Raw genomic sequence first — 20,188 nt, 5'->3', positions numbered from 1 at the left:
GCGGGTTCTCCGTTCGCGCTAGCGTCTCCGTCGGAGAAGGAGTACGGGTGACGCTCCTTTGTCGCTAACGCTGCGCTAACGACGGAAACCCTTACGGGTGACGCTCGTTCGCTTTTAGCGTCGCCCCTTGGGAGAAGACTCGCGCTTCGCTGCGCTAACGCTCTTAGCGTCTAACAAAGTACAAATGACTAATAAAAAAATATTATTATGCGAGTGTGGTCAAGCCATTCAAGTAATCTTGTAATTGTCGAGAGTGGTCATGAGACATTTTTTCTGGAGGTAGGGAATCTGGAGGGAAAGCCTGGATTTCTATGACTTCCAAAGTATCCTGAACCGCCATTATTCCCTGCACTTGGGCTTCAACCACAACACAAATTGAATGGATTCTGGGATCGCGATCTCGTGCAGAGTAAACTCCAACTAAACGCTTAATTTCTAACAACTCTAGTCCAGTTTCCTCCATCAACTCTCGGCGAACTGTGTTAGGAATATCCTCCCCCCAATCCACCATACCTCCAGGCAACGCCCAGCAACCATCATCGCGTCGCCGGATCAGCACAATTCGACCATCAGGTAATATCGGGATAATACTAGTACCAGGAATGGGATGACGGAAGATAATACCCAGTACCGTTTGTCCAATGCGCCACAAGCTACGTGTGGACTGGACAGCCGTTGCAAAAAAAGCAATAACGTTCAATCTTAAAATGTCTGTATTGTATTATCTAATTGCCCTACCACCCAACATAGGCTTAACTACTTAATAGTTAAGATTTGTATTTTACAAATATGTTCGTGGTTTGGGATTTTATTCTAAACGATTTTTGGAAAATATATCAATTTTATGATTAGGTTAAACAAAAAATTAGTGTGATTTTGTATACACATCTTTTCCTAATATAATCAGACTTTTCAAATTAAACATACCATGAGTTTTCCTGAAAGCAGCGAGCTATATTAATTTCCAAATATAGAATATCTAAATTCGTTTATCTACCAGCCTAATAGCTTGCATTTATGTAATTACGAATATTAATTTAGAGGAATTGGACGACGATAATTGATTTTATTAAATGCGAGTTTATTGCCAAAATTAATTTATCTAAAACCTACAAGATTTATTCACAGTCAATCATACAAGGCTTCACGCCTAAAAACTGATTATTTCCTGATGGACAAGATATTTTCACAGTTAACTATGGGGATTGCTCTATCAAGGATTTTTCTGTCTTTATAGTCACTACATCAGTATACAAACACCTTGGCATTGAGGGAATAATGCTGAATTGCTATTGACATATTCAAATTGAATGCGATAGGATTGTAAGCTGTTTAAAGTATGTAGGCTGCTAAACTAGGCTAAAATTATATCAATAACATTGGTAGCTGATATTGCCTACGTGATGCCTAGTTACCTTTTTTGTTGTTTATTAATGAGGTGAACATGGCTAAGCGCCGTAACCCGAAAAAAGAAAAGGCGCTACGGAACCAGGCATATGCCAGGAAGTTTCGTAAACGGACTACGACAGGAAGAATGCAAAGAAGATTCCAACAAAGACCACCGAAGAGTGAGGAAGATGAGGGCGCAGCAGCAATTGATGCTGAATAAGTTGCCTCCCGAAATTCTTATTCTTTGAGTGTTTGAGTTTTCAGGGCGTACAGTTGTACGCCCTTACTTATTATTGGGGACTAGGTAATCAGTAATCTGAAAACTCTTTTCTAGTACCGTGTCTTCCTATCTTCCTATCCCTTTGTTCCCAATGCTAGTCTTTCTCAGCAATTTGAGCGCGAGCAGTCAGGATTGCTTTGGTCACTTGAGCAAAGCCAGTACCACCATAACTGTTACGGGCAGCTACAACTTTACGAGGGGATATCGCTTCATAAATATCTGCGGCAAATGCTGGGTGGAGTTTTTGCCACTCCTCCAATGTCAAATCTTTTAAGAGTTTGCCTGCGGCAATACTGGTTTTTACTACTTTGCCTACAAGATTATAGGCTTCTCGGAAGGGTACGCCTCGTGCTGCTAAATAATCTGCTACATCAGTAGCGTTGGAAAAATCCTGTGTCACTGCTTCTGCCAAACGCTGGGTGCGAAATTCTAACCCTTCTCGCAGCAAAATTGTCATTGCTTCCAAACAGGCTTTGACTGTGTTAACGCCATCAAATAGACCTTCTTTATCTTCTTGCAGGTCTTTGTTGTATGCCAGAGGTAGCCCTTTCATAATTACTAACATTGCCTGAAGATGACCGAATACACGCCCTGTTTTTCCCCGCACTAATTCTGGTACATCGGGATTCTTCTTTTGGGGCATAATGCTGGAACCAGTGGCACAGCTATCTTTGAGGGTAACAAAGCGAAATTCTTCAGATGACCAAAGAATAATTTCTTCTGAGAGGCGGCTGAGGTGAACCACGATCAAGCTAGCAGCACAGAGGAATTCGATCGCAAAGTCGCGATCGCTCACTCCATCCAAACTATTTGCATAAACGCTGTCAAATTTCAACAGTTGGGCTGTGTAATGGCGGTCAATAGGGAAAGTTGTTCCTGCCAAAGCACCGCACCCCAGTGGCGAGATATTTACTCGCCGATACACATCTCCCAGACGTTCCCAGTCGCGTTGTGCCATCTGAAAATATGCCAAGAGGTGATGAGCCAAACTTAGAGGTTGGGCACGTTGCAGGTGGGTATAGCCAGGAATTAGAGTTTCAACGTGCTGTTCGGCTATATCTAGTAAGACGGTTTGAAATTCCCGCAATTGGCTTTTAATTTCTTGAATTCGATCGCGCAGGTAGAGTCTGGTGTCAGTGCCAACTTGATCGTTACGCGATCGCGCCGTATGTAATTTTTTACCCACATTACCGACAATTTCCGTCAGTCGCCGTTCCACCGCAAAATGTACATCTTCGGCATCGATACCAGGATTAAAATTGCCTTGGTGGTATTCTTGGCGAATTTGTTCTAAACCCGCAATAAGTTGCTCTCCTTCTTCTGGGGAAATGATACCAGTGTGAGCCAGCATCTGAGCATGAGCTTGGGAACCGGTGAGGTCGTATTCGATTAATTCAATATCAAAACCGATACTGGCATTAAAACGAGCGATCGCCGGATGCAGCACCGATTCAAACCGCTGACTCCAAGTTTGTTCTTTGGTCATAGATACGAGGGGACTGGGGATTGGGGAGCAGGGGGGATGAAGGAGATGAGGGGGATAGGGTGATAGGGAGAAGGGGGAAAGACTTGTAATAACTTCTCCCCCTGCTCCCCTGCCTCTTGACTCCTGACTCCTGCCTGCTAACTTTTAAATCTAACCGTAGCTTGTTAGATTCCGAATGATATAACCAATAACCAAACCAATCAATAGTGCCCAGATTTGTCCTGTCTGTACAAAGTGGCTCCAAGCTTTAGAGATTTGACCTATTAGGTCTGGATCGCGAATTGCTTGAGCTAGTAGCGGCACATTAGCGGGCAAATCCCAAAGTAACTCAGACATCAAATCGGTGTAGTAGTTCATACTTGATAATTAATGAATTAGCAGTGGATTGGTTACTGGGCATTTGGTTCTGGGGATTGGGAAAAGCAAAGAACTATCCGTTTGCCCTTTAACCTTTCCCCTTCTTACCTAGTCCCTAATCCCCAATCCCCAGTCTCTTGATGTCATAACTCAAGATGCAGACGATGCCAACCGCAATTTCTCGGCTGTCCGCAAAATTTGCCCCGCCAAAACTGCTGCGCCAAAGCCATTATCAATATTGACTACACCTACTCCAGCCGCACAAGAATTGAGCATTGTCAATAGGGCTGCTAAACCGCCAAAACTTGCACCGTAACCCACACTGGTAGGAACAGCAATCACGGGACAATGTGCCAAACCCGCAACGACGCTGGGTAAAGCACCTTCCATCCCAGCTACGACAATCAACACCGATGCCGACTCAATGACATGGCGATTATTTAATAAACGGTGAATTCCAGCAACGCCGACATCCCAAAGACGCTGCACGCGAAAACCAGAAAGTTCAGCTGTGATTGCTGCTTCTTCTGCAACGGGTAAATCAGCAGTACCAGCCGAAAGAATACCGATTTCTCCCCCAAATTGTGGTTCGATGCTTGGGGGAGTAATGGCACAAATTTTCGCCAATTCGTAGTAATGTAAACCTCTAACCTTTGATTGCAGTTCCGTATAAACTGTCGGTTCAATTCGGGTTGCCATCACTACCGAGTTACGGAGACGCATCACCTCCATAATTTGAGCAATCTGTTCTGGCGTTTTACCTGGTCCCCAAATCACCTCTGGGAAACCAGTTCTCAGTTGGCGATGATGGTCAATTTTGGCAAATTCACCCACAGGTTCATAGGCTAAGTCTTTGAGTGAGTCTAACGCCACATCTAGAGTCACTTTACCATTCGCAACCGCTTCTAGGAGCGATCGCAAAGCTTTTTCATCGGTCATTGGTCATTTGTCCTTTATCATTAGTCAGTAGTTCAGTTGTTAGCCACTAATCAATAACCACTAACTAATGACTAATCTGTTATTTTGATTTCATGAATATTCCAGAATGCGCCACCCAGGGCAGAGAATTTGATGCCTTCAAAGCGATTACGGACTGCTGAGAGTGACAAAGGATTAACTAAGTAAATAAATGGTAAGTTCTCCTGAGTTATTCGCTGTGTTTCGGCATAAATTTCTTTCCGCTTGGCTTCGTCTAACTCCCTAGCTGCTTGAATGTAAAGCTTGTTAATTTCTGCTTCCCAAGGAGACACTTCCCAACCCTCAATCGGCTTTTGTCCTGCTTGAGGTTTCTGATTAAACATATGTAATCCACCTTCGGAGGCCCAGACATTAGCCCCATCATTTGGTTCTAAACCACCAGTCAGACCTAGCATAGAAGCTTCCCAATCCAAGGTGTTAGAAAGTTTGTCTGTGTAAGTATTCCATGCCAATGGAGTGAAATCAACTTGAATCCCGATTTTACTCAGGTCTTGTTTAATTTGCGATCCAATTGCTTCGCGGATTTTGTTACCAGCATTAGTCAGCAAAGTAAAACGAACGCGGTTTCCCTGAGCATCTACTAATTGGTTTTTGTCGTTATATTTGAATCCTGCTTTGAGCAGCAGTTCCTTTGATTTTTTGAGATTGTAGTTATAAGTCTTTAGTCCTTTTTGAGCTGAAAGATAATAGGGACTTTGCACTGAAATTGGTGAATCTTGAGGTTTACCTAAGCCGCGAAAAGTATTATTTATCATCGTTTGTCGGTCAATAGCATAGGCTACGGCTTGCCGAAATTCTACAGTGTTAAACCAACGCGACTTTACTGGATCTACCAGTGGTTTCCCATTCCTTTGACCTTTATTCAAATTGAATAAAATAAACGTCGTACCAGTTGCTGGTCCACCATTATAAATTTTGAAATTTCCCTGCTTTTCTTGCACCTTTAGCAAAGAAAAGTAGTCTGGTGACACTCCCACCGTATCTAAACCACCAGAACGAAATTGTAGCAACGAGGTATCTGTTGATTCTACAATTTGCCACACTACACGTTCGATATAAGGTTGGGATTCTCCTTTAGATCCTTTGCGCCAATAGTAAGGGTTACGTCGAAAAACTACACGTTGGCTAGTATCGTAACGCTCTAGTTTATAAGGACCGTTGACGATAACCCGATCGGGAGGAGTATCAACACCCCACTGTGACAGAAATATTGGTTTACCTTCTCGATCTTTGGTCTTGATAGATTTTTCTAATATATGGGCGGGTAAAATTGGCAATCCTACAGTTCCTAAAAATGGTGCAAATGGTTCTGGATTGGTAAACTCGACTCGCCGTTCATCTATTTTTCGTACCTTAGGTAATGCTCGACTCTCACCAATTCGCAAGACATCTCTAGCATCTGTGGGAATTGCTTCGTTGAGGTAAATGTCGTTGAAGGTAAATACCACATCATCGGCTGTTAGTGGTTGTCCATCAGACCATTTCAATCCTTGACGTAGGGTAAAAATAAACTGCAATTTGTTATCAGAAATTTGCCATGATTCCGCCAAGTCTGGCTCGAATTCACCAGTTATGGGGTTTTGGGTAGTTAATCCCACATAAGTAAGCCCAAAAATATTGGGAAATTCTTGACTGAGAGGGTAGTTAAAAGTTTTAGGATCGCTGAGAATGCTACTTACTAATTGAGGTACTTGAGCAGCAGAAGTTTTAAATTCAGATGGGTTACAAGCAGTAACTATAATTGCTGTTGCTAAAACCAAAATTATTGGTAACAAAAAACGTTTAATTTTGGAAAAAATGCTACTAAAATTCATAAGTTTAATACATGAATGGTGAACTCAATTCAAGGAAATATGGACTTAATTAAATTATTTAGCTGCTACTAGCAAGACAACAGCATAAGCACATATACCTTCTTCTCGTCCAACGGGGCCTAACTTTTCATTGGTAGTTGCTTTGATGCCAATTTGATTTGCTTGCAATTCTAAAACAGTCGCTAATTTATCACGCATCTTTTCAATATGCGGTTTCAACTTTGGACGTTCTGCTACTACCACCGAATCAATGTTGCCTACTTGCCAACCTTGCTCTTGAATTAGCTGATTGACTTGAGTTAGTAGTACTAAACTATCAGCCCCTGCCCATTGGGAATCGCTAGGAGGAAAATAATGCCCTATATCCCCCAAAGATAATGCCCCAAGCATGGCATCCATAATTGCATGCGTTAGCACGTCAGCATCACTATGCCCCAATAAACCAAGTTCGTGAGGAATTTGCACTCCTCCTAAAATTAAAGAGCGATCGCTCACCAATCGGTGGATATCGTAGCCATTGCCAATACGAATGTTAGTCATTTCTCCAGTTGTCAGTTGTAAAAAGTGCTGAGAAGCCAGCGCTATGCGGGGGTTCCCCCCATTGAGGCGACTGGCGTTGCTGAGTCCTGTTAGCGATAACGGGGCGTTTAGCCCGTGCTGAGTACAGACGCGATTAATCGCATTTGTACAGGAGTTAAGAGTTAGGAGTTTTATCTTTACTTTCCTCCCCTTCTCCCCTGCTCTCCCTGCTCCCCTGCCCCTCTGCTCCCCTGCCCCTCTGCTCCCCTGCTCCCCCTGTTCCCCCGCTCCCACTCCTTGAGCAAATCGGGGCGGCGATCGCTTGTTTTTTTAATTTGTTGTTCGTAACGCCATTGGGCAATTGCTGCGTGATTCCCAGAGAGCAAGACATCAGGTACTTTCCAACCCCGAAAATTGGCGGGACGAGTGTACTGGGGATAGTCCAGCAACCCCTCTTCAAAACTTTCTGCTGTCAGGGACTCTGTTTTGGCCACCGTTCCTGGTAGCAGACGCACTATACCGTTGATCAATGCCATTGCTGGAATTTCTCCACCAGTCAGAATAAAATCGCCCAAAGATACCTCACGTGTTACTAGATGCAGTACCCTCTCATCCACTCCTTCATAATGTCCGCAGATTACTACTAACTGGTCATAATTGGTTGCTAGTTCTCGCAACAGCGGTTGATTGATTGTTTGCCCCTGAGGACTCATCAACACGATTTCTCTTCGGGGTAGAGTTGGCAAGGACTCCACAGCCGTAAATATAGGTTCTGGCTTCATCAGCATCCCCACGCCACCGCCGTAGGGTTCATCATCTACCTTCCGGTGTTTATCGGTGGTGAAGTCTCGAGGATTGACCAGATTCACTTGGGCAATCTGTTTGGCTAAGGCTTTACCTAGCAGCCCAGAGCTAAGAACTGAGGTAAAACAGTCAGGAAAAAGTGTAACTATATCAAAGCGCACAGTAATTCGTATTCGAGAACACTAATCTTAAATTTGAATGTTTACTAAACGCAAGAAGCCAATCTAGGGTAAAACTACAGATAAGCTTGCTCAATAGTATCTAAAAGTACCAGAACAATATGTTTCTTCACGGGATCAAAAGTTTTTCTAATTACTTAATTTATGTTTAAATATTGTCACAACTACCATTTAAATAAATAATCTGACCAGGTTAACAACTTCCAGGATGCATCGAGCTAGCCTCAGAATCATTTGTGCAAAGACCTGTCCACCCCCGACCCCAGAGGGGATTCGTCCCCAACCTAAGAGGGGAAACAGACACTTGATTAAACAAAGGGGAAACCCCACACAAAAGTGTCCTCCCTTAGTCCCCAAGCACAATTCTGCCAGTCTGGAAAAAGTGGACAGGTGAAAAACAAGGCGCTGGCTTTTAGGAACGGCAACAGACACATGAATACTGAGGCTTCGTGTCTGTTAAACGAGAATTATGAACGCTGGCTGTCGGCAATCAAAACCTCGGTGCAGTGTCCTCCTACAAAAGCAAAGTGCGTAAATCATTAGGCTACTCAACCTTGTTAAATTCACACGCCATTCGCCACAAGCCCTTCGGGTACTCTTCGAGAACCCCTTCGGGGAACGCAGTCTCCTACGGAGGAGCCAGCGCGGTCTTGGGGGTCTCCCCCATGAGCGACTGGTGTTGGAAACCCTCCTTCAGGGCTGTCTCACTGGGGAACCCTTTCGGCATTTCCTCATGGGGGAAACCACGCCAGATGACGGCAGTTGCTACAACGGGGGGAACCCCACGCCAGTCGCTTCAACGGAGGGAACCTCCGCACAGCGCTGGCTCCGCAACGCACTGCCTCCTCCACTTGGGGAAACCCCAAGACCGCACTGGCTCCCCAAGACCGGACTGCCGACGCTCCTGCGCCGCTAACGCTGCGCTAACACCAAGGCGATGGCTCCTGAAGTTGTTGACAGGAGAAACACAATGCCGCAACTAAAAGCTAAATCGCTGGAAATGAGGACACCCCAAGCAACTAAAACCGCCGTTCTGGTGATCGGAGGCGCAGAAGATAAAGTTCATGGACGCGAAATCCTGCGAACTTTTTTTGGTCGCGCCGGTGCTAGTAAGGCCTATATTACAATTATTCCATCTGCCTCCCGCGAACCCGCTATCATCGGTGGTCGGTATATTCGCATTTTTGAAGAAATGGGTGCTGAGAAGGTTGAGATTTTAGACATCCGCGAACGGGAACAGTGTGAAATTCCACAAATCAAAGCATCTTTAGAAGCCTGTAGTGGAGTTTTTTTGACGGGAGGAGACCAATTGCGCCTCTGTGGCGTGTTGTCAGATACGCCAGCGATGGAGATCATCCGGCAGCGGGTGAGATCGGGGCAACTTACCTTAGCAGGTACCAGTGCGGGGGCGGCAGTAATGGGGCATCATATGATTGCTGGCGGTGGTAGTGGAGAGACACCAAATCGTTCCCTAGTAGATATGGCAACGGGTTTGGGATTTATCCCAGAGGTAATTGTTGACCAACACTTTCACAACCGCAATCGTATGGGACGACTAATTAGTGCGATCGCAGCTCATCCTGACCGCTTAGGTATCGGCATTGATGAAGATACTTGTGCTGTCTTTGAACGGGATGGCTGGCTGCAAGTCATGGGCAAAGGCAGTGTCACCATTGTCGATCCCACTGAACTCACCCACACCAACGAGCCGCATGTCGGCGCTAATGAACCCCTAACAGTGCATAATTTACGTCTGCACATCCTCAGCTATGGCGATCGCTTCCACCTGTACCAACGGACTGTATTGCCCGCTGTACACCGTATCTCTAGCTGACGGAATAGAGTATCTGAGGTTACACTGGCATCGATCGCTAACTTTATTTCCTGCGGTAGAAAAATTAGCACAATACCATAAAAATAGAAAAAACTGTTTGTAATGAACAGTTTAGCGGTCAATTCCAGTAAGAAACTAGAATTTTGGTTCCGAATCTCCATCTACCTATTCCCATGAGAATCCTCAAGATCCAGACCTTACGCGGCCCAAACTACTGGAGCATTCGACGCCACAAGCTGATCGTCATGCGCCTCGATTTAGAAAACCTTGCCGAGACGCCCTCGAATGAAATCCCTGGCTTTTATGAAGGATTAGTAGAGGCGTTGCCAAGTCTGGAGGGTCACTATTGTTCGCCTGGCTGTCGTGGTGGTTTTTTGATGCGAGTGCGAGAAGGTACCATGATGGGCCATGTCGTGGAACACGTAGCCCTAGAACTCCAAGAATTGGCTGGAATGCATGTCGGTTTTGGTCGCACCCGTGAAACTGCTACACCTGGAATTTTCCAGGTAATAATTGAGTACCTAAATGAGGAAGCAGGACGCTACGCTGGACGAGCAGCTGTGCGCCTGTGCCAAAGTATCGTCGATCGCGGTCGTTATCCCAAGGCAGAACTAGAGCAAGACATCCAAGACCTGAAAGACTTCTGGCGCGATTCTTCTCTAGGCCCTTCAACAGAAGCGATCGTCAAAGAAGCCGAAAAAAGAGGCATTCCCTGGATGCAACTGAGCGCCCGCTTTTTGATTCAGCTGGGCTATGGCGTTAATCAGAAGCGGATGCAGGCCACAATGACTGATAACACCAGCATTCTGGGGGTAGAACTAGCTTGCGATAAAGAAGCCACCAAACGCATCTTAGCTGCGACTGGAGTGCCTGTACCCAGAGGTACAGTCATCAACTTCTTGGATGATTTAGAAGAAGCCATTGAATACGTAGGCGGTTATCCCATCGTCATCAAACCGCTGGATGGCAATCACGGACGCGGGATCACTATCGATATCAGAACTTGGGATGAAGCAGAGGCAGCTTACGAGGCAGCCAGACAAGTTTCTCGGTCAATCATTGTCGAACGGTATTACATCGGACGCGACCACAGAGTACTGGTTGTCGATGGCAAAGTCGTGGCAGTCGCTGAACGCGTACCAGCTCATGTAGTTGGCAATGGCAGATCTACCATCGCCGAACTAATTGAGGAAACAAACCTCGATCCGAATCGTGGAGAAGGACATGATAACGTCCTCACCAAAATTGAACTAGACCGCACCAGCTACCAACTGCTAGAAAGGCAAGGCTACACTCTCAACAGCGTCCTCCCAAAAAGCACAATTTGTTACCTGCGGGCAACGGCAAATTTGAGTACAGGTGGTATTGCCGTAGACCGTACCGACGAGATCCACCCAGAAAACATTTGGTTAGCTCAAAGGGTAGTGAAAATTATCGGTTTGGATATCGCCGGACTGGATATCGTCACTTCAGATATTAGCCGTCCCCTACGGGAAGTGGATGGTGTGATTGTGGAAGTTAATGCTGCACCTGGCTTTCGGATGCACGTCGCCCCCAGCATTGGCATCCCTCGCAACGTCGCTGGCGCAGTTATGGATATGCTGTTCCCTAACGAACAATCTAGCCGCATTCCCATCTTGAGTGTGACGGGCACTAATGGGAAAACCACAACTACGCGATTGCTAGCACATATTTATAAACAAACAGGAAAAGTAGTAGGCTATACAACTACAGATGGGACTTATATCGGTGAATACTTAGTAGAAGCTGGAGATAACACAGGCCCCCAAAGTGCCCACCTGATCTTGCAAGATCCAACTGTAGAAGTAGCCGTACTCGAAACAGCTCGTGGTGGTATTCTTCGCTCTGGACTCGGTTTTGAAACTGCTAATGTCGGTGTGGTATTAAACGTCGCTGCCGATCATCTAGGAATAGGCGATATCGATACCATCGATCAATTGGCTAACCTCAAAAGTGTAGTTGCAGAAGCTGTATTCCCTGATGGCTATGCCGTACTCAACGCCGACGATCGCCGCGTTGCTGCCATGGCCGAAAAAACAAAAGCTAATATTGCTTACTTTACAATGAATCCCGATTCGGAATTAGTGCGGAAGCACATCCAAAAGGGAGGAGTAGCAGCAGTGTATGAAAATGGCTATCTGTCAATTGTGAAAGGCGATTGGACGCACAGAATCGAAAGAGCAGAAAATATACCTTTGACAATGGGTGGACGTGCGCCGTTCATGATTGCCAACGCTTTAGCAGCGAGTTTGGCAGCTTTCGTGCAAAACGTCACAATCGAGCAGATTCGCGCTGGCCTAAAGACATTCCGTGCTTCTGTGAGTCAAACACCGGGCCGGATGAATTTATTTAATTTAGGCAACTTCCACGCCTTAGTAGACTATGCCCACAACCCAGCAAGTTACGAAGCTGTGGGTGCTTTTGTCCGCAACTGGAATACAGGAGAGAAGATTGGCGTAGTTGGCGGACCAGGCGATCGCCGCGACGAAGACTTCGTTACTTTGGGTAAACTAGCAGCAGATATTTTTGACTACATCATTGTCAAAGAAGATGATGACACGCGAGGACGACCAAGGGGTTCGGCATCTGATTTAATTACTAAAGGCATCACCCAAGTCAAACCTGATTGCCGCTTCGAGTCAATTCTGGACGAAACTCAAGCGATTAATAAAGCTTTGGATATGGCTCCTGATAACGGTCTGGTGGTGATTTTACCAGAAAGTGTCAGTCGGGCTATCAAGTTAATTAAGCTGCGCGGCTTAGTCAAAGAGGAAATACAACAAAATCCCTCCACGACTGTTGTAGATATTCAAAATGGGGTGACATCTTCCGTTATTAATACTTTGCTTTAGTTGATAGTCAAGAGTCCATAGTCCACAGCTTAAACTTTGTTGACTGTTGACTGTTGACTATTGTTGTTCTTCTTCTGGACTGTTGTCATCATTAGAATTTTTCAGTCCCTCTTTAAAATCTCGTAGAGTTTTGCCCAGTGCGTTTCCCAGTTCAGGGATTTTTTTGGGACCAAAAATTAAAATAGCGACTACGGCAATTACACCTACTTCCGGCCATCCTAGTCCAAACATATAAGTTTCCTCTACAGTATCTCTAATTAACTATAAACATTCATAGGACGGAGGAACGACTTCAAATACCTCCCCATGCTTTTTACCCATTGCCTCTTATCCCCAGAAGGCATCCCGAGTTCCCCACTCCCTATTCTCTAGTAATTGGTATACCTAACCAATCGCTTAATTCATGAGCTAGCCATTCAAGTTCTGCTTCAGATTTGATAGTGCCACCGTTACCACCAATCTGATATTTTCGTACTCCCGCCCAAATATCCAATTGCGGCGCTACTACTGAGCGGCTTCCCTCAGAGTCTTTAGTAAAGTGTTGAGGAATGTAAACCAGTTTGGTGATACTTTGTCTTGACGATGGACGAGGACGATAGAATTTCAAAGCAAACAACTCCCAAATTAAAGTGATTTGCTCCTGATTCAAGCTTAAGTGGATGCGTGCAAACCAAGGGAAGATAATTCCAGTTAGCATGAAAAAGCCAGCACCCCAAAAGGGAAGTGAGAACAAAGCAAAGGGGATATTGATGGGAAAAGGGGCACTGAGAGCGCCAATTGTCCAAAACAAGATAAATGAATTCCAGGCGATCGCAAACAAACCTGTAAAAATCATTGCAGGATGAAAGCCAACTGGGGGAATGATAATTTCGAGAGAATCAGCATTTTTATTTAGTTGAATTTTGCTACCAGCAGGTTTGTCCACAGCTAAAGCACTGGAATTTGGAAGTTGGAAATTATCCAAAGCTTTCAGTGCTTCACTTGCAGAACTTAAGCGCTTTTCTAAACTGGGTTCAGTCATTGCCCTCAACCAGCGAGTCAAACCTGGACTCAGATGCGCCGTTTGCTCAAATTGAATGCGAAAATCCTTTTGGGGTAAATCGGCTGGATGAGTACCCGTCAGCAAGTAAATTAACGTTGTGCCTAAGCTATAAAGGTCAGATGCTGCAACAGTACGTCCGCCAAATTGCTCCTGTGGCATATAGCCATAAGTTCCTACCACAGTTCTAGTGCCACCTTCTGTAGCTAAGACAGTTTGCACTGAACCAAAATCTACCAAGTAAACTTGACCGATATTATTGCCAGAGCGATGCCTGCGGCAAGCCGCGCTTGGCGCGTCTACGCCTAATAAAATATTGCTAGGCTTAAGATCGCGGTGGATGACAGGCGGATGCAATCCATGTAGGTAAATCAAAATCTCTAAAACTGCTTTAGCTAACTGTTTGACTTCGACTTCTGTAAAAGTCCGCCCAGTTTGTAAGTATTGCTCTAAAGTTTGAGCTGGGATATAACTCTGTACTAAGGCAAATCCTTTAATGGTGGGTAAACTTACTTCAAAATAGTCCAAATAGCGTGGAATAGAGGGATGTGATAAAGATTTTAAGGTTTCAGCTTCCCGCTCAAACAACTTGAGATCGTCCCATTCAAAGTCACTACCAAAAGAGAGTAACTTGACAACTACTAATTCATCAGTGACTCGATCCCGTGCTAACAGTGTCCGCCGCCCTGCTTTTTTTCCCAATAGCTGCTTGACTTCGTAGCCCAGACGTGAAGCGTCTTGTCCACGGACATCGCCTAGTATTTCCCCAATCATTATGATTGCTTATAACGTTAGTCTAAAAGGTTTTATAGCTTGTCAAATTGGGCAAGCTGATATTTCTTAGTATAGTTGTGTATTTCTATGCCCTCCCAACTTTGGCCTTACATTACCCCTGGTATTCCCGATGAATTGTTCGAGCATTTGCCAGGTATTCCTTTTAGTCAGCGAGAAGTGCGGCTGCTGTTGATTTCTCAATTGCGGCTAAAACCTGATTCGGTGTTGTGGGACATTGGTGCAGGGACGGGTACAATTCCCGTAGAAGTGGGATTGCTGTGTCCCAGCGCTCAGATTATTGCTGTAGAACGGGATGAAGAAGTAGCCAACCTGATCAAGCGTAACTGCGATCGCTTTGAGGTGAATAATGTTGAAGTCATTGAAGGGAATGCGCCAGAGTGTTTGCATGACCTAAAAGTTTCCCCTCACCGTGTTTGTATTGAGGGAGGAAGACCCATCCAAGATATTTTGCAAGCAGTGTGGCATTATTTACCATCCTCAGGAAGAGTTGTGGCGACAGCTGCTAATCTAGAAGGTCTGTATGCTATTTCTCAAAGCTTTTCGCAGTTGCGAGCGGTTAATATCGAAGTTGTCCAATCTGCGGTCAATCGCTTAGAAACGCGCGGCTTTTCTCAAACTTTTGCCGCCGTCGATCCCATTTTTATCCTTAGTGGTGAGAAACTAGACTAAATGGGGACTGGGGACTAGCGTTTGGGGACTGGGGAACTCGGGGCCCCCTCTGGGGATTAGGGGCAATGGGGACTGTGGACTAGGGACTAGGAAGGAATTTAGTTCATCACATTACTTTTTCTTGTTAATAGCCAATACCCAATACCCAATGCCCAATCCCCGATCCCCAATCCCCAATACCCAAATCCAAAATACTTCTATGCCTTGGTCTCGGATTATTAGTGGAATTGTTGCGATCGCCCTTGCTTTGATTGCCGTCCTTTTAGGAGGTTGGTATTTTACGATTGCGATCGCGGTTATTGTCTTCTTAGGTCATCAGGAATATTTTAATTTGGTGCGAGCCAGAGGTATAGTTCCCGCTGCTAAAACCACCATATTTGTCAGCCAAGTTTTACTGGTTATTAGTACAGTTGATAGCAGTTTAGCTGATGCTGTCATGCCTATAGCTGGTACATTTATTTGTTTTTACTTGCTGTTCCAGCCCAAAATGGCAACAATCGCGGATATTTCCGCTTCCATTATGGGGCTATTTTATGTGGGTTACTTGGCGAGTTATTGGGTACGGTTACGCGCCCTCGGTAGTGCAGCTATCAGCAATCTTCCTTTGGGTGGTTACTGGCCCCCAAGTTGGGCAGATATTCTCCAGCAAAAAAATTTCGCGGCTTTACCTCAAGGATTGACAGTGACGATGCTGACTTTCCTATGCATTTGGGCAGCTGACATTGGCGCTTACTTTATTGGTAAATTCTTTGGCAAAACCCAATTATCGAACATTAGTCCGAAAAAAACTGTTGAAGGGGCAGTTTTCGGCATCGCTGGTAGCGTTGCTGTAGCCTTAGCGGGGGCTTATTATCTTCACTTTCCCAGATTTATTATCACTGGTGTCGCCTTGGGTTTACTGATTGGTATTGCTAGTCTTTTAGGCGACCTCACCGAATCTATGCTTAAGCGCGATGCTGGCGTTAAGGATTCAGGACAGTTGATCCCCGGTCATGGTGGCATCTTAGACCGTACTGATAGTTATATCTTCACAGCTCCTTTGGTTTACTATTTTGTGACACTTTTATTGCCGCTGTTATAGTAATACTATTTCCCAAAAATAATGATACAGATCCAAACCCAGAAACCTAGACTAAATGGGACTTTCTTAATTACGAATTACGAATTACGAATTACGAATTGGTATAAGCCATGACTGAAAATTAGCTGTATCTCTTGTTGAGTGAGAACTTTAGCTCGACCGTGCCGATTGACTTTCATTGTCCCAACTGTAGACCCTGTATCAGGGCGTACACCTAATCTAAGCCCCAGTCATACCCGTTTCTACCTCTAAGGATATAACTTTGTTTAATTTTGAGATATTAATGAGATATTAAATTGAAAAATTAATTCAGATAGAAACTTATGGCAACCGAGCAAGAGCTTCAATCTCTTTTTAATACCTTAGATCGCGATCAAGACGGCAAAGTCTCCATTAATGAGCTTTTTTTAAGTCCTGGCTTAAGTGCAGTCATCTCATCAGAAACAAATACCAGTAGCCCACAGGAGTTACTAGTACAGTATGATTCAGACGAAGACGGTAGTATTACTTTTGAAGAGTTAAAGCAAGCAGTTGAGAAAGCAAGTAATTTAACCTAGCAGTCAAAAAACCCAATACCAAATACCCAATACCCAATACCCAAAATCCCTCTCTAGCCCACGCTTTGAGGGATTTGCAATTTCTAGGTCATTGGCATTTGCTGTTGCTAGCCTGTTCTGGCTAGCGTACCAGTTCACACAAGGATTGCCCACTACCCTACTGGTTCCCGAACACTTCCCCAAAGTGCTGATGGTTGGAATTATCGGAAATCTGCTGCCCTATCTACTGCTTTTGTGGAGCATTCAACGAGTTCATGTTGAATGGGCGGCGATCGTGGCTACTTTAGAACCCTTTGTCGCTGCAATCTTGGCATGGCTATGGTTTGGACAAACCTTGACGCTGCTGCAAATTTTGGGTGGTGTTCTCATCATTGCTGCTGTCACTGCAATGCAATTACGGCAATCTTCCTAGTAACAATCAATTCGGTGTACTCACTATGTCACTTCTGTACATACAGTTTATTCAACACCAAAGAACTAGAGGCTCATCCTCACACAACTCCCAGTTAGAGCTATACCTGAGAGCGATTTTCGACTTCATTGGCATTATAGACATTCAATTTGTCAATGTGAATGGATTGAACACTGTACTGAGCGAACAATCGCTAGCACAAGCCCAAGAAACACTCCATCAACTGGCAATCAATTGGTAAATCATTTTACAAATGCATTCCTATTCGTTACCGGAGAGTTCGATGAAAGTATTAATGAACGGTATCTGGCATTCTGGTTTTCAACCACTTGAAGGAGAAAGAATTCCAGCAGGTTCGTTTCGAGATTTTATTTCTGCCGATGGATCTTCTGGCTTTAAGGCTGAACGCGATCGCTATCATTTATATGTGTCCTATGCCTGTCCCTTTGCCCATCGCACAATTTTGGCTTGTAAGTTAAAAGGATTGGAAAACGTAATTTCCATGTCAGTTCTCAGCCCAGATTGGGGCAGCTCAAACGGATGGGTGTTTGGTAATTGGAAGGACACGACACCGGATATCATTAATGGGTTTGATTATCTTCATCAGGTGTACACTCAGGCAAAGCCAAACTTCACGGGTAGAGTTACGGTTCCAGTACTATGGGATCAGAAAACAGCAACCATCGTCAACAATGAGTCTGCGGATATTCTGCGAATGTTGGTGACTGAATTTGATGCATTTAATGACGCAAGTCTTGATCTCTATCCCCAAGAACTGAGAGCGGAGATTGAGCAAATCAATGCCTTTGTATCCGAGCGCATCAATATTAGCGTTTACAAAGTTGGTTTTGCCAGTTCTCAAGCAGATTATGATGGGGCAATTGACCTACTATTTGATGCACTAGATACCCTGGAAGCTCAATTATCTGACAAGCAGTATCTCGTGGGAGATCGCTTCACTCAAGCGGATATTCGTCTGTTTGTCACGCTAGTTCGATTTGATGTCGCTTACTACGGAGCTTTGAATTGTAATCTCCGTCATCTCACGGATTATCCAAATCTGTGGAACTATACATACCGCATTTACTACCTTCCAGAAGTGGCTGAAACCGTCAAGTTTGACCATATTAAGCGCCATTACTTCGATACCTATGAGGGTGTAATCAATCGCCGCATTATTCCCAAAGGACCAATTACAGCAGATTGCAGGTACATAGAGTACACTAAATGCTAGTGCATCAATTAGTACCATGAAAGCTTACTCCATCGACTTTCGAGAAAAAATAATTAAGGCTTACTCTCAAGGCGATACATCAATTAGAAAAATAGCTTCTAGGTTTGATGTCAGTAAGGCTTTTGTACAAAGGCTGCTTTTCCTTAAAAGAACTCAAGGTCATGTACAGCCACAAAAACAAGGTGGAGGTATGAAGAGTGATTTGGATAAGCATAAAATTGAGCTAGCTCAAATGGTAGAAAAATATCCAGATGCAACTTTATCGGAATATTGTGAATATTGGGGACAAACTTACGATAAATGGGTAAGCACGAGTGCTATGTGTCGGGCATTGCAAAGACAAAATCTGACACAAAAAAAAAGACATTACGTAGTAGTCAATGTGCCACCGAAAGAGTCCAAAAGTTAAGGTGTGAATTTTGGGAAAAAGTTAAAACTATAGATCCAGAAAACTTAGTTTTCATTGATGAAATGGGTGTTTTACTTGGTTTGACCCGAACTCATGCCAGAAGCGGTCGCGGCAGCAGAGTGTATGATTTTAAACCATATTATCGATAGCGCAGCGTTAGCGAGTCTTCGAGCGTCGGTGCAAAAGTTACTGTAATCGGAGGAATTAGTTTAAAGAAAGTTTTAGCTGTCATGACTTTAAACGGCTCGATGGATGGAGATGCATATAAAGTCTTTACCCTTACATTTTTTGTTACCACAATTATGGGCTGGTGCAGTCGTTGTAATGGATAATCTTCCCGCACATCAAGTCGTAGAAATTAAACCGTTAATTGAATCTGTTGGTGCAAGTGCTCTATACATGTCTCCCTATTCCCCTGAATTTAATCCCATCGAGCATTGGTGGTCACAATTAAAAGCATTCTTGAAACAATTTTCTCCTTTGAATGCATCTGGAGTTGATGTTTTAATTAAAATAGCTCTTGAATTAATTAATCCTGAACATCTCACAAATTGGTTTACAAATTGCTGCTACTGTACCTCATAAACTCCGAATATGCTGTAGCTCATTCATATATATTTTATAGAAAATACTATTTTAATAATAACTTAACTAAGTTATAACTAATATTAAAATACTTGTATTAATTAAATATTGATTGCTGTAATTATTTTTATAGTTCTATCGTTGATTATATTTATTGCTTTATACAATAGCTTGATTTATAAAAGGAATCAAGTTGATAATGCATTTTCTAGTGTTGATGTAATTCTGCAAAAAAGAAGCGATTTGATCCCTAGACTTGTTACTTTAGCTCAAATATATATGCAATTTGAGCAAAAAACATTGATAGAAATTAGCAGACTCAGAAGTACTATCACTTCAAAAAATTTAAGTAATAATAGCCGAGTTGCTGTAGAAGACCAAATTTCGAGAATGTTAAACAAAATTATCGTAGCAGTAGAAGCATATCCCGAATTAAAAGCAAACGACCATTTTATCCAACTACAATATTCGTTGAGTGAAGTAGAAGAACAACTTTCCGCCGCTAGAAGATTTTATAACTCTGCCGTAACTGAATACAATAATGCTGTAGAAATGTTTCCGACAAACATTATAGCTTCAGGGATGAAATATCAATTAAAATTGCAGTTTAAAGCTAATCTACAAGCTAGAGAAAATGTAAATATTCAAATAAATTCTAAATAAATTTAAACTTTAAAAAATATGTCCAAACTTAATTCTGCACAAAATCAGGAATTATTAAACGCAATAGTGAAATTGTTAGAACATAAAAACTACGAGCTGATTCGTAAAGAAAATCTTAAGGATACTCAAATCATTGCGAGGTCTGAGTTTCAGCGAATAAGTGCATTATTGGCTCAAATTCCTGAAAAGTATACAAGACAAGGACTTTACTTGAGTTTACAAATTAGCTCT

Annotated in this window: 24 protein-coding genes; 14 read left to right on the top strand and 10 right to left on the bottom strand. The window is 43.7% G+C overall.

The genetic code is table 11. The features are described 5' to 3' along the window. Positions 1 to 205: 205 nt before the first annotated feature. Positions 206 to 700 carry an NUDIX hydrolase gene (locus RMY31_RS12575; RefSeq protein WP_322659402.1) on the bottom strand — a complete coding sequence of 165 codons (495 nt, stop codon included), beginning with the start codon at positions 698 to 700 and terminating at the stop codon, positions 206 to 208. Between the two features lie 744 nt (positions 701 to 1,444). Between RMY31_RS12575 and RMY31_RS12570 the strand changes: the two genes are divergently transcribed. Continuing rightward, a complete protein-coding gene (locus RMY31_RS12570) occupies positions 1,445 to 1,609 on the top strand; it encodes a hypothetical protein (protein WP_009457656.1) in 165 nt (54 codons plus the stop codon). Positions 1,610 to 1,763: 154 nt separating this feature from the next. Here the strand turns inward: RMY31_RS12570 and argH are convergent, their stop codons facing one another. From argH to trmD, 6 genes are all read right to left on the bottom strand, one after another. After that, positions 1,764 to 3,155: an argininosuccinate lyase gene (gene argH, locus RMY31_RS12565; RefSeq protein WP_322659394.1), complete on the bottom strand. Its 1,392-nt coding sequence runs from the start codon at positions 3,153 to 3,155 to the stop codon at positions 1,764 to 1,766. A gap of 150 nt (positions 3,156 to 3,305) precedes the next feature. After that, complete coding sequence (locus RMY31_RS12560) at positions 3,306 to 3,512, bottom strand: hypothetical protein (protein WP_322659392.1); 207 nt, start codon at positions 3,510 to 3,512, stop codon at positions 3,306 to 3,308. Positions 3,513 to 3,662: 150 nt separating this feature from the next. Next, positions 3,663 to 4,451, bottom strand: coding sequence for a nickel pincer cofactor biosynthesis protein LarB (gene larB / locus RMY31_RS12555; protein ID WP_322659390.1), 789 nt, complete (start codon positions 4,449 to 4,451; stop codon positions 3,663 to 3,665). Between the two features lie 71 nt (positions 4,452 to 4,522). Beyond that, positions 4,523 to 6,304 carry an ABC transporter substrate-binding protein gene (locus RMY31_RS12550; protein WP_322659388.1) on the bottom strand — a complete coding sequence of 594 codons (1,782 nt, stop codon included), beginning with the start codon at positions 6,302 to 6,304 and terminating at the stop codon, positions 4,523 to 4,525. Positions 6,305 to 6,358: 54 nt separating this feature from the next. Further along, a complete protein-coding gene (ispF, locus tag RMY31_RS12545; protein ID WP_322659386.1) occupies positions 6,359 to 6,844 on the bottom strand; it encodes a 2-C-methyl-D-erythritol 2,4-cyclodiphosphate synthase in 486 nt (161 codons plus the stop codon). A gap of 176 nt (positions 6,845 to 7,020) precedes the next feature. Then, a complete protein-coding gene (trmD, locus tag RMY31_RS12540; RefSeq protein WP_322659384.1) occupies positions 7,021 to 7,788 on the bottom strand; it encodes a tRNA (guanosine(37)-N1)-methyltransferase TrmD in 768 nt (255 codons plus the stop codon). Positions 7,789 to 8,568: 780 nt separating this feature from the next. Here trmD and RMY31_RS12535 point away from each other — a divergent pair. From RMY31_RS12535 to cphA, 3 genes are all read left to right on the top strand, one after another. Continuing rightward, positions 8,569 to 8,733, top strand: a complete 165-nt coding sequence (locus tag RMY31_RS12535) for a hypothetical protein (RefSeq protein WP_322659382.1) — start codon at positions 8,569 to 8,571, stop codon at positions 8,731 to 8,733. A gap of 43 nt (positions 8,734 to 8,776) precedes the next feature. Beyond that, on the top strand, positions 8,777 to 9,640 hold the full coding sequence (locus RMY31_RS12530; RefSeq protein WP_322659380.1) for a cyanophycinase: 864 nt from the start codon (positions 8,777 to 8,779) through the stop codon (positions 9,638 to 9,640). Between the two features lie 173 nt (positions 9,641 to 9,813). Continuing rightward, positions 9,814 to 12,513: a cyanophycin synthetase gene (gene cphA / locus RMY31_RS12525; RefSeq protein WP_322659483.1), complete on the top strand. Its 2,700-nt coding sequence runs from the start codon at positions 9,814 to 9,816 to the stop codon at positions 12,511 to 12,513. Between the two features lie 57 nt (positions 12,514 to 12,570). On the opposite strand, the gene tatA is transcribed toward cphA, so the two are convergent. Beyond that, positions 12,571 to 12,744, bottom strand: a complete 174-nt coding sequence (tatA, locus tag RMY31_RS12520) for a twin-arginine translocase TatA/TatE family subunit (RefSeq protein ID WP_322659378.1) — start codon at positions 12,742 to 12,744, stop codon at positions 12,571 to 12,573. Between the two features lie 130 nt (positions 12,745 to 12,874). Beyond that, entirely contained in the window at positions 12,875 to 14,326 is a 1,452-nt protein-coding gene (locus RMY31_RS12515; RefSeq protein ID WP_322659376.1) for a serine/threonine-protein kinase, read from the bottom strand. 87 nt (positions 14,327 to 14,413) lie between these two features. Here RMY31_RS12515 and cbiT point away from each other — a divergent pair, with 87 nt between their 5' ends. From cbiT to RMY31_RS12480, 7 genes are all read left to right on the top strand, one after another. Beyond that, entirely contained in the window at positions 14,414 to 15,016 is a 603-nt protein-coding gene (gene cbiT / locus RMY31_RS12510; protein WP_322659374.1) for a precorrin-6Y C5,15-methyltransferase subunit CbiT, read from the top strand. A 199-nt stretch (positions 15,017 to 15,215) separates the two neighbouring features. Then, entirely contained in the window at positions 15,216 to 16,097 is an 882-nt protein-coding gene (locus RMY31_RS12505) for a phosphatidate cytidylyltransferase (RefSeq protein ID WP_322659481.1), read from the top strand. 323 nt (positions 16,098 to 16,420) lie between these two features. Continuing rightward, entirely contained in the window at positions 16,421 to 16,654 is a 234-nt protein-coding gene (locus tag RMY31_RS12500; RefSeq protein WP_322665656.1) for an EF-hand domain-containing protein, read from the top strand. A gap of 91 nt (positions 16,655 to 16,745) precedes the next feature. Further along, positions 16,746 to 17,066, top strand: coding sequence for an EamA family transporter (locus tag RMY31_RS12495; protein ID WP_322665654.1), 321 nt, complete (start codon positions 16,746 to 16,748; stop codon positions 17,064 to 17,066). Between the two features lie 25 nt (positions 17,067 to 17,091). After that, positions 17,092 to 17,307 carry a hypothetical protein gene (locus RMY31_RS12490; protein WP_322665652.1) on the top strand — a complete coding sequence of 72 codons (216 nt, stop codon included), beginning with the start codon at positions 17,092 to 17,094 and terminating at the stop codon, positions 17,305 to 17,307. 42 nt (positions 17,308 to 17,349) lie between these two features. After that, complete coding sequence (locus RMY31_RS12485) at positions 17,350 to 18,300, top strand: glutathione S-transferase family protein (protein ID WP_322665650.1); 951 nt, start codon at positions 17,350 to 17,352, stop codon at positions 18,298 to 18,300. 16 nt (positions 18,301 to 18,316) lie between these two features. After that, positions 18,317 to 18,709: a transposase gene (locus tag RMY31_RS12480; RefSeq protein WP_322665648.1), complete on the top strand. Its 393-nt coding sequence runs from the start codon at positions 18,317 to 18,319 to the stop codon at positions 18,707 to 18,709. Between the two features lie 139 nt (positions 18,710 to 18,848). On the opposite strand, the gene RMY31_RS12475 is transcribed toward RMY31_RS12480, so the two are convergent. Further along, positions 18,849 to 19,007, bottom strand: a complete 159-nt coding sequence (locus RMY31_RS12475; RefSeq protein ID WP_409877901.1) for a hypothetical protein — start codon at positions 19,005 to 19,007, stop codon at positions 18,849 to 18,851. On the opposite strand from RMY31_RS12475, the gene RMY31_RS12470 reads away from it, so the two are divergent. The 3 genes from RMY31_RS12470 to RMY31_RS12460 form a co-directional block, all read left to right on the top strand. Continuing rightward, on the top strand, positions 18,962 to 19,294 hold the full coding sequence (locus tag RMY31_RS12470; protein WP_409877898.1) for a transposase: 333 nt from the start codon (positions 18,962 to 18,964) through the stop codon (positions 19,292 to 19,294). The two genes, RMY31_RS12475 and RMY31_RS12470, sit on opposite strands and share 46 nt — an antisense overlap. A gap of 108 nt (positions 19,295 to 19,402) precedes the next feature. Then, a complete protein-coding gene (locus RMY31_RS12465) occupies positions 19,403 to 19,957 on the top strand; it encodes a LemA family protein (protein ID WP_409877897.1) in 555 nt (184 codons plus the stop codon). An 18-nt stretch (positions 19,958 to 19,975) separates the two neighbouring features. After that, positions 19,976 to 20,188 (top strand): hypothetical protein (locus tag RMY31_RS12460; RefSeq protein WP_409877896.1); only part of this gene is annotated, 213 nt, incomplete at its 3' end.

Origin of the sequence: Dendronalium sp. ChiSLP03b (assembly GCF_034531165.2) — a bacterium.
GTDB lineage: Bacteria > Cyanobacteriota > Cyanobacteriia > Cyanobacteriales > Nostocaceae > Dendronalium > Dendronalium minutum.
The sequence above is the reverse complement of the archived record's forward strand: the minus strand, read 5'-3'. Positions and strand labels throughout refer to the sequence as shown.

What these genes read in the sequence shown, in the direction of transcription:
- cphA (WP_322659483.1), top strand. Translation starts at nt 9,814, where the DNA reads ATGAGAATCCTCAAGATCCAGACCTTACGCGGCCCAAACTACTGGAGC.
- RMY31_RS12490 (WP_322665652.1), top strand. Translation starts at nt 17,092, where the DNA reads ATGTCACTTCTGTACATACAGTTTATTCAACACCAAAGAACTAGAGGC.
- RMY31_RS12505 (WP_322659481.1), top strand. Translation starts at nt 15,216, where the DNA reads ATGCCTTGGTCTCGGATTATTAGTGGAATTGTTGCGATCGCCCTTGCT.
- RMY31_RS12480 (WP_322665648.1), top strand. Translation starts at nt 18,317, where the DNA reads ATGAAAGCTTACTCCATCGACTTTCGAGAAAAAATAATTAAGGCTTAC.
- RMY31_RS12485 (WP_322665650.1), top strand. Translation starts at nt 17,350, where the DNA reads ATGAAAGTATTAATGAACGGTATCTGGCATTCTGGTTTTCAACCACTT.
- RMY31_RS12550 (WP_322659388.1), bottom strand. Translation starts at nt 6,304, where the DNA reads ATGAATTTTAGTAGCATTTTTTCCAAAATTAAACGTTTTTTGTTACCA.
- RMY31_RS12500 (WP_322665656.1), top strand. Translation starts at nt 16,421, where the DNA reads ATGGCAACCGAGCAAGAGCTTCAATCTCTTTTTAATACCTTAGATCGC.
- RMY31_RS12560 (WP_322659392.1), bottom strand. Translation starts at nt 3,512, where the DNA reads ATGAACTACTACACCGATTTGATGTCTGAGTTACTTTGGGATTTGCCC.
- cbiT (WP_322659374.1), top strand. Translation starts at nt 14,414, where the DNA reads ATGCCCTCCCAACTTTGGCCTTACATTACCCCTGGTATTCCCGATGAA.
- larB (WP_322659390.1), bottom strand. Translation starts at nt 4,451, where the DNA reads ATGACCGATGAAAAAGCTTTGCGATCGCTCCTAGAAGCGGTTGCGAAT.
- argH (WP_322659394.1), bottom strand. Translation starts at nt 3,155, where the DNA reads ATGACCAAAGAACAAACTTGGAGTCAGCGGTTTGAATCGGTGCTGCAT.
- ispF (WP_322659386.1), bottom strand. Translation starts at nt 6,844, where the DNA reads ATGACTAACATTCGTATTGGCAATGGCTACGATATCCACCGATTGGTG.
- RMY31_RS12530 (WP_322659380.1), top strand. Translation starts at nt 8,777, where the DNA reads ATGCCGCAACTAAAAGCTAAATCGCTGGAAATGAGGACACCCCAAGCA.
- RMY31_RS12515 (WP_322659376.1), bottom strand. Translation starts at nt 14,326, where the DNA reads ATGATTGGGGAAATACTAGGCGATGTCCGTGGACAAGACGCTTCACGT.
- tatA (WP_322659378.1), bottom strand. Translation starts at nt 12,744, where the DNA reads ATGTTTGGACTAGGATGGCCGGAAGTAGGTGTAATTGCCGTAGTCGCT.
- RMY31_RS12470 (WP_409877898.1), top strand. Translation starts at nt 18,962, where the DNA reads ATGGAGATGCATATAAAGTCTTTACCCTTACATTTTTTGTTACCACAA.
- RMY31_RS12570 (WP_009457656.1), top strand. Translation starts at nt 1,445, where the DNA reads ATGGCTAAGCGCCGTAACCCGAAAAAAGAAAAGGCGCTACGGAACCAG.